Here is a 10,781-nt window from a genome sequence, read left to right as displayed (position 1 = left end):
ACTCCGCTCTATTAAGCTCTATGCTTGTGCATTAGGTCGATGAAATGGTCAAACAACGGCGCCGCATCATGTGGGCCGGGGCTTGCTTCAGGGTGACCCTGAAAGCTAAATGCTGGCTTGTCTGTGCGATGAATACCCTGCAACGTGCCATCAAACAATGATACATGCGTAGCACGTAGCGTATCTGGTAAACTGGCTTCATCAGCCGCAAAACCATGGTTTTGCGCTGTGATCATAACTACGTTACGGTCTAAGTCTTTAACTGGGTGGTTACCACCATGGTGTCCAAATTTCATTTTTGCCGTCTGAGCACCTGATGCTAATGCCAATAATTGATGACCTAAGCAAATACCGAAAATAGGTGTATCAGTCTCTAAGAATGCTTTAATTGCGTCGATGGCATAAGTGCAAGGCTCAGGGTCACCTGGGCCATTAGATAAGAAAATACCATCAGGGTTGAGTGCCAACACGTCTGCAGCGGAGGTTTCTGCAGGCACTACCGTTAATTTACAGCCACGGTCTACAAGCATACGCAAGATGTTTTTCTTAACACCAAAATCATACGCGACTACGTGAAACTTTTCTTCTTCTGCCGTTAGGGTTTTAAACCCTTCGCCAAGGGCCCAACTTGACTCTTTGAAAGTGTACTGCTCTTTTGTACACACCACTTTGGCTAAATCCATGCCTTTCAAACCTGGGAACGATTTTGCAGCCTCTAATGCGTGCTGTTCATCCACTGTATCACCGGCAATTATACAGCCGTTTTGCGCACCCTTATCTCGTAAAATACGAGTTAACTTACGCGTATCGATATCAGCTATCCCTAGGATATTTCGAGCTTTAAGATAGTCACTTAATGATTGCTCGTTACGGAAATTACTGGCAAGCAAAGGCAAATCACGGATCACTAGGCCTTTAGCCCAGATCTGGTCCGCTTCTTCGTCTTCACTGTTAGTACCGGTATTACCGATATGTGGGTAAGTCAGCGTTATGATCTGTTCCGCGTAAGACGGGTCTGTCAAAATTTCTTGATAACCAGTCATAGACGTATTGAATACTACTTCACCGACTGACATACCGTCAGCACCGATTGCAGTACCGCGAAACACTGTGCCGTCTTCTAGGACTAACAGAGCGGATTTAGTCAAGTTAACCTCCTAATGGTAAAAAACGGGAGCAAGCTGCTACGCTTTTCATCCCGTTTACAAAGCGCTTGGTAACACGCAGTTATTAATTTTTGGCAAATTCGTTATAGTCTATAGTAATTTCTTAGATTCGTCTAATCCAACAAGCAAAAACATTAAAAACATCGTGTTTTATTAAAAAAACACACCAAAGCGCCAAAAAACCATGTTTACTACTTCAATCCAAGCACATCTTGCATGTCATAAAGTCCATTTGGCTTATTTCTCAACCACTTCGCAGCCCTTACGGCACCAGTAGCAAAGGTAAGGCGAGATGTTGCTTTATGAGTTAATTCAAGCCTTTCGCCCATAGTTGCAAAGTAAGCTGTGTGTTCTCCTACTATATCGCCCGCTCTGAGGACCGAATACCCGATTTCATTTTGAGCTTTTGCTTGTTCCTCTGTCGTTCTATCGTACCGCGCTACCTGCTCATGCTCCCATCCTTTAGCCTCAGCAATAGCCTCTCCTATCATCAATGCAGTGCCCGAAGGTGCATCAACTTTATGCCTGTGATGTGCTTCAAACACTTCAATATCAACGTCTTCATTCAAGGTCTGAGCCGCTACTTTAACCAAGTTTTCCAGTATATTAATACCGACCGAGAAGTTACGAGAAAACACAATAGGAATATGCTTCGCTGCTGCTTTGAGTTCAGCCATATCTTGAGCAGTGAGCCCCGTTGTACCAATTACGATAGGCAGCTTTCTTTCTATTGCTAAGGATAAGTGCTTTTTCATACCAAGAGGCAATGTAAAATCAATGGCTACATCCACATCATTTACCAAGTCAGATTCGCCTGTATAGGTTAATGCAGTTTTGCCTTGGCTTATCAAATGCGTAACTTCGCTGCCAATGAGTGCATGCTCTTGTCGCACTAATGCAGCAACAAGTTCTGAGTCATTAGATATTAAACACGCTTCACACAGCACTTTACCCATTCGCCCATTGGCACCAAAAATAGCAATTTTGGTCATTCGTCATTCCCCCATTTCAATTTTGTCTTTTTATACAGACTTTAATATGAGAAATCACGCTTTAAAAAACACAAATATAGGAAAGGGTACAATCGAACAATTAGAGATTGTTTTATGCCCTTAAAGTAAATTATAATAATAACCATTCTCAATAACACTCACATTCAACGGAGATAAAATTTGAAACTCAAGGATATTGTCATTTCTCTGGCAGTTGTAAGTTCAACAGCTCAAGTTGCGATAGCTCAACAAAGTTTACAGACACCAGACCAAGCCCACCAAGACATGACCGTAATTGAAGTTACTGGTGAATTACTTTCCAGAAACTTGCAACAAACAGGTAATAGTGTGGTCGTTATCGACAGTGAATTACTAGCTATTAGACCTGAGCTTAGAACTGTGAGAGATATTCTCAGCGAGATCCCAAATATCACCATGGTCACAGGAACGGGTAAAGCACCGAGTGTACGTGGTGTTGATGGCACCGGACCTGCTGAAAATGCCAATGCCTTTTTTGCAGGAAGTCGTCCTCGCTTAAACTGGCAAATTGATGGGCGATCGGCGACCTATAATGAAATTGTTTTCAGCGATATTGGCATTTGGGATTTAAAACAAGTTGAAGTTTTAAGAGGCCCGCAAAGTACTCTTGCAGGGCGTAATGCCATTGCCGGTACGGTCAGAGTACAAACAAACGACCCCACTTTTGAACAGCAATTTGCAATACGTGTTGAAGGGGGCAATCTAGATCAAAAAAGAGCATCAGTAACATTTAACCAGCCGCTAACGGACACGTTATCATTTAGAATTGCAGCAGATAAATTTCAAAAACGCTCTCCTGTTTCCTATGACGCTTATCCTGGAGTAGCAGACCCAGCGGATATCGACGGCGCTCAAGTGCGTGCCAAATTAATGTACCTACCTAAAAATGAAAACAATACTCGCTTAGTTTTTACATTAACTGACAACGAATACTCGGGCCCTAATGGCGAAATAGTAGACCAACCATTTGCAAAGCTGCGCTCAAACTTCCCTGCGCAACCTGTGCATGTTACCGACACACAAAGTTTAGGGGTCGAATTTAGCCATGATTTTTATAGCAACTTAAGCTTTGAAGCCGTTGCGTCAATCACCGACTTTACTTTTACTCGAAAGTCTACCCCTGATGGTAGTAAAGCAGAAGTTGACTCAACCGAGCATGTAATTGAACCAAGAATTAGATATACCGCTCAAAACGGCAGCGAAGTGGTAATCGGCACACGCTGGTATCAAGCAAAGCAAGACGAGTGGATCCAATTTATAGCCAAACAAAGCTTTAAAGATGATACCGACGGTATCGCAGCCTATGTTGAAGGTGCAGTGCCACTTTCTGACAAATTAGAGCTTACTGCTGGTTTAAGATATGAAAAAGAATCACGACAACGCAGTGGTGGCGACCCAGACAGAGCAATTGCTAATATTGAAGCAGATAATGACTACAGTGCATTGTTGCCTAAGCTAGGCCTAAGTTATGAGCTTAGCGATACCAACTTGATAGGACTACAGTTTTCTAGAGGCTACAACGCTGGAGGCGGAGGTATTACTTTTGCTATGCCAATCGTAAACTATTCATATGACGAAGAATATGTAAACTCTTTGGAGCTCTATGGCCGACAACAATTTTTAAATGGCGATATTAATACCTCTGTAAACTTCTTCTACTCAGATTACAAAGATATGCAATTGCCCTTCGATTTAACCCCCAACGACACCAGAGATGAAGCATTTGTGGTACGTAATGCTGAGCAAGTGCAAACTATTGGCGCTGAATTCACGGGTAGATGGGCCCTCAATCAGCAACTTTCTATCAATAGTAGCTTGGCATTATTAGACTCTGAAATAAGCAAGTACCCTGACTCAGGCTTAGAAGGTAATTCACTTATTATGGTGCCTTCTTTGTCTATGAAACTTGGCGCATCTTGGCAAGCGAAAAACTGGGTAGCCAATGTCAGTTCAAATTACACCAATGGTTGGTATACCACAATTACCAACCTACAAGAGAGCAAAACTGATGGTTTTATCAGTGTCGATGCGAGCTTTAATTATTATGTTAATGACGATACTAAGTTATATCTAAGTATTAGAAACTTGCTAGATAACGATACACCTATTGCACTCTACCCGGGTACAGCTCCAACAGATAGTGATAAGCCAAACAGTGCGTTTGACAAAGCAGTACTCAATCAACCTCGTACTATCAGTGCTGGATTTGAGTATCATTTCTAACCTACTGATTGATGTCGGCATAACACCCGGCATCACTTTTTTGTTTTTACTTAGTGAGTAAAATAATTATGGCAATTCTTAAATTTGATGACAGCCTATGGCCACTGGCAGTAACCGTTGCACAGGGTAGCTGCGACTTACAGATGCATAAACAATCTCTAGAAAATTGGAATACTTGGTTTGCTCATAAAAAGCCATTTTGTGTGCTAAGGGTCTACCTCGATGAGCCATCTTTAGTTCACCCAAAAGGAGCAGGACCTATCACACAACAATGGTTGGCTGAGGGCGCAGCTGAAAATATGCAAGAACTTGTACAAGCAATGCTCATTGTTGTACCCCCTTGTGAACATGAAAGGATGAGCAAAATGAGCGTACAAAAAGCATTTGGTATTGATGGGGCTATCTTAGCATCAATTGAACAAGCAATTGACTGGCTTGCAGCTAAAAATTTACTGCCGGACAGTATTAATACAAATACATTAGATGCACTCATCACCAAACAATGCAGCAGCGAATAAATTACAAACATCGAGAAACTGTTTAACCGCTTCTCGATGTTTGTTTAAACAAGATCACAACAGATGATACTTACTTTACATACCAAGCACGTTACGAAATATTGTGAAGTACACAATAGACAAGGTGCTGAGCTCATTAACATGAATTCGCTCATTTTCTTGATGAATAGTTGAATTGGTGAGCCCAAGTTCTATCACTTGATTGCAAATATCTCGCACAAACCGACCATCCGATGTGCCGCCACTTGTTGATATTCTTGGTATTTCACCAATACACTGTGCGATTGCCTGCTGACATATATTAACGAAAGATAATTCTGAGCGTGTGGGTTCATCACAGTAATATGGGACGCAGCCACGATAGGCTTTACAAGTATAATCCAAGGTGCTTTTACGGACGATATTATCAACCACTTTAATCAATGACTGCTCGTCAAATTGCTCTGTAAAACGAACATTAAAGCTAAGTTTAACCTGATCAGGAATGACATTGTCACTCCATTTACCAGAGTCTATATGGGTTATTTGCAATGTAGTACTAGGTCTGCGACTTTCACCTTGCTGCCAATCATATTGTGTTAAATTCTGTACAATTTCACCAGCTAAATGAATGGCATTTACACCTTGTTCTGGGTACGCAACATGCCCGCTTTTTCCGTTAATTACGACATCAAAACTTAACGCGCCTCTTCGCCCTACCTTTATTGTATCACCACAGACTTTGTCAGATGTAGGCTCTCCAACAATGCAAAAATCGAACTGCTGATCACGTTGAGATAACGTATTGACAATATGTTTTGTGCCAAACTCCGCTTCGCCCTCTTCATCACTGGTGATCAAAAACCATATCTTTCCAGCGCATGTGCCTTGCTTGATGATTTCCTCCACCGCCACCAAAGCTGCAGCTATACCTCCTTTCATATCAGCAACTCCCCTGCCGATGAGGTGTTGATCAATTATTTCACCTGCAAAAGGCGGTGCATCCCATTTACTTTCATGACCTATAGGTACAACATCGGTATGACCACAAAAGGCGATATCAGGACCCTCTCCTAAGTCTATCGTTGCAATTAAACTGCTCACCTCATTGCATTCAAAGTGTTCAATCTCAGCACCAAGCTGCTTTAACTTATTTGCTATCCAAGTTTGACACCCCATGTCATTAGGCGTGATTGACTCAAATTGAATTAATTGCTGCGTATAGGCCACAACTCGGCTATCAATTGATTGCAATAAACATTGTTCTGTAAAAATAGTCATTTTCCTTAAATCTATAACTCGCTCAGCCACCTTTTAACCGCTGTGACAAGCACACAGCGGTTAGCAGCAAGCTAACGTTTACGCTTAACTACGAGCTCAGTATTAGCCACTTGCAGTGCATTTCTTTGCATCAGCAGTGCAAGACACTCATCAATTAATTCATCCACCTCATCGCCTAATATCACAGTTTGTGCAGCAAATGCAGCGGATCTTAAAGCACGCTTTAGGCTTTCTGGCGTTTCGCCTCCACCAACTTGCACATTTTCACGCACAGAGATCACTTCAAAGCCATTATTTTCAAAAAAAGCAGTCACATCTTCAATGGGGAGTTGGTACATAGTCAAAGGCGCAGCTTTAAGCTTAGAGCTCCACTTTGGTCTATCAAATACCTCTTGAATGGTATCTCTGAGTACAAAACCTTGCGCTCTTGGCTGACCACAGCTCCATTGCAATAGGGCATACCCGTTTTCTTTTACCGCATCGGCCATTTGCTTTAACGTAGGCGTTGCATCAACAAGCCAATGAAGCATCCAAAAACTGGTGACTAAATCATAGTGATTTTTTTCAAGTGTCAGCTTACTTGCATCGCACACAGCAGCATTAACAGGTAAATCAATACACCGTTTTTGTGTGGCTTCTACCATTGATTCAGAAACATCAGTTGCATCTACACGCCAGCCTTGTTGTGCTAAACATGCTGCAAATTTGCCACTACCACAGCCCACATCAACCGCTTTGCGCTCATCAGGAAAAGTTGCATCTGATATTTTATCAAGCGCCTCTAATGCCGCTTTAAACTGACCATCGTTTCCTTGCTCATATTCATCAGCTAACCATTGAGGCGAAGTTGAAGAGTTTGTCATCTAGATTTTCCTTTATACATTTATGATTGTTTTGTTTGGATTTCTTGAGCTAGTTTTTTTCGAGAAATTTTGCCTATAGCCGTCATAGGTATGCTTGTCACATAGCTCATCGTGTCAGGGAGCATATGTCGTGCAACGCCCTGCTCTGTTAAATACTGCCTAATTTCACTGAGCTCTATTCCTTGAGGTGCCCCCTTAGACAACACAATGGCAGCACAGGTTTTTTCACCCAGTAATTTGCATGGCAAACCGACTACGGCGATATCTTGTATACTCTCATGTTCAACTAATAAAGCCTCTAAGGTCTCAACCGCAACCGCTTCTCCTGCGCGGCGCACCACCTCTTTAATGCGCCCCACCACCATCAGATGGCCTGTCCTTAGTTGCCTAACTAAATCTCCTGTTTGGTAAAAACCATCCGCCGTGAACGCGGCTTTATTAGCTGCTCGATTGCGATAGTACCCTCGTAAAGTGTAAGGGCCACGAGTTAAAAGCTGACCTGTTTGACCCGGTGCAACCGCATTACCGTGCTCATCAATTACTTTGACCTCATCAAATTCACTTAGTGGTCGCCCCTGCGTTTTATACTTTAAAACTTGTGGGTCTTGGCTTTGTGTAAAATTTAATAGACCTTCTGCCATGCCAAATACTTGCTGCAACTCACACCCGAGCTCTTTAGGGATACGCCTAGCAATTCGCTCATCAAGTTTGGCACCACCCACTTGTAAAAAACGCAGGCTTGCACCGGGTGGTACAGCCACTTGGGCATACTCTAACCACGCATTCACTAAGCTAGGCACCAAAGCACTGACCGTTACCTGATACTTATCAATATACGCAAAGGCAATATCAGGCGCTCCCAGCGCTGCCATTACAATATGCGCTTTTGCACAAAGCGCACCAAGAATACCCGGACACGCCAACGGAAAATTATGTGCACTAGGTAAGGCCACGAGATAAACATCGCTGCTATTGAGGTTTGCAGCGTCGGCACTTGCCTGGGCGTTGTAGATGTAATCTCTGTGAGTTCTGGGTATTAGCTTTGGAATCCCGGTTGTTCCACCAGAGCAAAGCAGCAATGCAATACTGCCGCAATCAACTGTGGCAGGTTCTATAAAGGCATGATCAGCACTAGGTGCAAACAATTCACTCAGATTGATATGTTGTGTATAGGCCACATCTTCAACAAACACCTGTAGAATTGGTAGCTGTACCTGTAAGTCAACGCCTAATTTTTCCACGTCAAAGCTGGTTGCTTTGTCATTGACAAACCAAGCCTTAGCCTCAGTCAGCTCTGCAAATGCACTGATCTCTGTTCGACCATGGCCCGGTAATGCCATCACGGGTATCACCCCGATGTATAGCAATGCAAACAACAGCACCACAAATTCATTATTATTAGCCATCTGCACAATGACTTTATCGCCTTTGCTTAGCCCCTTTGCTTGTAGATTAACGGCACAAAAATGTACATTTTTGAGCAACGCTAATCCAGACAGAGATATTTCACCGCTATTACATGAGCTAACACCACTTAACACGGTTTGATTGCCATAATCTGTGAGTTTTTCTGCTATCCATTGCCATAAGGTTTGCTCACCCCAAACACCTTTGCTGATATATTGGTCAACGCGTGTTTGCGGCCAAGGCGTTAACTCTGGATCCAATAAAAAATCGCGACTCATATTTGCGCCTCCAGTTGTGCAGCCAATGCTTCATCATCTAAAGACAATATTTCGCAATACACTTGCGCGATACTTTTCACTTCTTCGCTATCACACGCTGTTAATATCGTATCGCTTATTCCAGCAATAGTCGGCGCGCAAAACAGCTTTTTCATATCCATAGCATGATTACCAAATACTTCTCGTAACTGCGCGATTAAGGCGCTTGCCAACACCGAGTCTCCACCAGCGGCAAATAAATCCTGCTCAACAAAAACCTCTTCACATTCAAGTACACCTTGCCAAAGTGCTGCGACGGTTTGCTCCAATGGGTTACGCGGTGGCGTTTTTTGCACAACAACCTGTCTACTCGCCGTTACATTTGCATTTCGTGGCTTCGTGCGCACTTGAGGCAAACCTACCTTTATACTGTCCTGCCAATAAGATGGATTGCTTGCCAAGCTCTCAACTGTTTGTCTAAAATAGGCAAACATATCGTCCAGTACTCCAGGTTCAAAGGCATCTTCTCGGCAATCCCAATTTACAAGCACGCCTGCATTTAGCTCTGTGACTTGCGCATCGAGCAAAACTTGCGGCCCTTGAGAAATGATCCAAATCGGCTCACCGAACACGTCAGCCACAACAGGTGCAAACAACTCGCCAAGATTTAAGGCGCTCGTAAACACAACTGGCGCTGTGACTTGTTTCCCTTTCGCTCGACCTAAGTCACGCAGTACATGTACCCCGCTATAATTAGCATGTGCTGCGTCTTCATGCATACGTGTTTGCAGTTGTTGCGCCAATTGTGAAAATTTAACTGGTCCAGTCGCATCAACATCCACCAAAATTGAGCTACTAAAGTCACCAGCCACACCTGAAACATTAGCTTGTCCCATCGGTCTTTGAAACAATGGTACGTTCAGTAAAAAGCGAGGTTCGACACACCAACCTGCGATAGTTTCTGCTAGTACTGTCGCCAAGGCAGATGAGGGCGTTACCCCATTTGCTTTACACAACTCATAGAATTTAAGTTTTAAAGCTTGGTCAAAGTGAAAATGTCGACGCGTGGTGTTTGGCTGTGTGTTTAAACTATCAACAAGTGGTAATTTGGGGCCTTCGGGTAACTTCGCAATGCGCGATTGCCACCACTTGCCTGATGTTTCTTTAATGAACGCCTCTTGCTGGTTCGCTGCCGTACGACAATCTTTGTAACTCAAGGGTAACTCAGCTAAAGGCGCATCAATAAAGCGATAAAGCGTCGCTAACTCTTTTAATAATGTTCGATAACTCAGTGCATCAGCAGCAACCATGTCAATGTCAAAATGCAGTCGACTTCCACCGTCTGGCAATAAACTTAATGCTAAAGAAAAGACTTCCCCGGCTTCAATATCTAACATCTGGCTTGAGTATAATGCTCGCAATCTCTGCAACTCATTTTCGGCATCCGATTGCGAGTATTGAGTCAAATCAGTAACCATCACTTTATATGCTTCATAGGTCGCAGGATGAATTTGATTGCCCTCAGCATCAACAATGAGTCTTAATGAACTATGCCTTTTAACTAATTGATTAATCGCTTTTTCTAATTGTACAGGGTCAATAAACCCTGCAGCTTTGTTTGCTTCAAGCTGAAATTCACAATATAAATGTGCAGCAACACCACCTAAAGGTTGGTTTTTGTTACGCCCTACCCAATAGGCATATTGCATCGGTGCAAGTAGAAATGGTGCATGTGGTTGAATACCAATTCGGTTATTTGGTAACCCATTGAGTGACGTTTGAGCTGCCTGTTGTAATTTATCTTCACCTGCACGTATTTGCCTTGCCCATGCAATCAAAGTAGGCGTTTTTGCAAGCTGAGAAAAATTGACGTCAATACCCTGTGAGCGCCATTGAGATACCAAAGACATCAGTGACAATGAGTCCAGCCCCAAAGCAAATAAGTCGCTGTCTTCATTAATAGAGTGCTTCGCTAGATTTAATCGCTCTACCACTTGCGACTGAAGCCTAAGCACAATATTTGTAAGGGTTTTATCGTTCATCTTTATTTCTTTCC

At 43.0% G+C, this 10,781-nt stretch carries 8 protein-coding genes; 2 read left to right on the top strand and 6 right to left on the bottom strand.

Annotated elements, in window-relative coordinates; translation table 11 throughout:
• Window positions 1-11 precede the first annotated feature (11 nt).
• Window positions 12-1,148, bottom strand: coding sequence for a glutamine-hydrolyzing carbamoyl-phosphate synthase small subunit (gene carA, locus OCI93_RS03545; protein WP_261625793.1), 1,137 nt, complete (start codon window positions 1,146-1,148; stop codon window positions 12-14).
• Window positions 1,149-1,357: 209 nt separating this feature from the next.
• Window positions 1,358-2,158: a 4-hydroxy-tetrahydrodipicolinate reductase gene (gene dapB, locus OCI93_RS03540; protein WP_261625792.1), complete on the bottom strand. Its 801-nt coding sequence runs from the start codon at window positions 2,156-2,158 to the stop codon at window positions 1,358-1,360.
• A 180-nt stretch (window positions 2,159-2,338) separates the two neighbouring features.
• Between dapB and OCI93_RS03535 the strand changes: the two genes are divergently transcribed.
• Both OCI93_RS03535 and OCI93_RS03530 read left to right on the top strand, forming a co-directional pair.
• Window positions 2,339-4,420 carry a TonB-dependent receptor gene (locus OCI93_RS03535; RefSeq protein WP_261592687.1) on the top strand — a complete coding sequence of 694 codons (2,082 nt, stop codon included), beginning with the start codon at window positions 2,339-2,341 and terminating at the stop codon, window positions 4,418-4,420.
• A 68-nt stretch (window positions 4,421-4,488) separates the two neighbouring features.
• Window positions 4,489-4,938 (top strand): hypothetical protein, encoded by a 450-nt coding sequence (locus OCI93_RS03530; RefSeq protein ID WP_261625791.1) that lies wholly within the window; start codon window positions 4,489-4,491, stop codon window positions 4,936-4,938.
• Between the two features lie 75 nt (window positions 4,939-5,013).
• Here OCI93_RS03530 and dapE read toward each other — a convergent pair whose 3' ends face one another.
• The 4 genes from dapE to OCI93_RS03510 all read right to left on the bottom strand — a co-directional run bounded on the left by dapE (window position 5,014) and on the right by OCI93_RS03510 (window position 10,767).
• On the bottom strand, window positions 5,014-6,198 hold the full coding sequence (gene dapE, locus OCI93_RS03525) for a succinyl-diaminopimelate desuccinylase (protein ID WP_261625790.1): 1,185 nt from the start codon (window positions 6,196-6,198) through the stop codon (window positions 5,014-5,016).
• A gap of 71 nt (window positions 6,199-6,269) precedes the next feature.
• Window positions 6,270-7,061, bottom strand: a complete 792-nt coding sequence (locus OCI93_RS03520; RefSeq protein ID WP_261625789.1) for a class I SAM-dependent methyltransferase — start codon at window positions 7,059-7,061, stop codon at window positions 6,270-6,272.
• 20 nt (window positions 7,062-7,081) lie between these two features.
• Window positions 7,082-8,746, bottom strand: a complete 1,665-nt coding sequence (locus OCI93_RS03515; RefSeq protein WP_261625788.1) for a (2,3-dihydroxybenzoyl)adenylate synthase — start codon at window positions 8,744-8,746, stop codon at window positions 7,082-7,084.
• A complete protein-coding gene (locus tag OCI93_RS03510) occupies window positions 8,743-10,767 on the bottom strand; it encodes a condensation domain-containing protein (RefSeq protein WP_261625787.1) in 2,025 nt (674 codons plus the stop codon). Before OCI93_RS03510 ends, OCI93_RS03515 begins: the two co-directional genes overlap by 4 nt.
• Window positions 10,768-10,781 lie beyond the last annotated feature (14 nt).

Source organism: Pseudoalteromonas holothuriae (assembly GCF_945859825.1).
Classification (GTDB): domain Bacteria; phylum Pseudomonadota; class Gammaproteobacteria; order Enterobacterales; family Alteromonadaceae; genus Pseudoalteromonas; species Pseudoalteromonas holothuriae.
Note: the sequence above shows the minus strand (reverse complement) of the source record. Positions and strands in the feature narration are given on the sequence as shown.

What these genes read in the sequence shown, in the direction of transcription:
- OCI93_RS03515 (WP_261625788.1), bottom strand. Translation starts at nt 8,746, where the DNA reads ATGAGTCGCGATTTTTTATTGGATCCAGAGTTAACGCCTTGGCCGCAA.
- dapB (WP_261625792.1), bottom strand. Translation starts at nt 2,158, where the DNA reads ATGACCAAAATTGCTATTTTTGGTGCCAATGGGCGAATGGGTAAAGTG.
- OCI93_RS03520 (WP_261625789.1), bottom strand. Translation starts at nt 7,061, where the DNA reads ATGACAAACTCTTCAACTTCGCCTCAATGGTTAGCTGATGAATATGAG.
- OCI93_RS03530 (WP_261625791.1), top strand. Translation starts at nt 4,489, where the DNA reads ATGGCAATTCTTAAATTTGATGACAGCCTATGGCCACTGGCAGTAACC.
- OCI93_RS03510 (WP_261625787.1), bottom strand. Translation starts at nt 10,767, where the DNA reads ATGAACGATAAAACCCTTACAAATATTGTGCTTAGGCTTCAGTCGCAA.
- dapE (WP_261625790.1), bottom strand. Translation starts at nt 6,198, where the DNA reads ATGACTATTTTTACAGAACAATGTTTATTGCAATCAATTGATAGCCGA.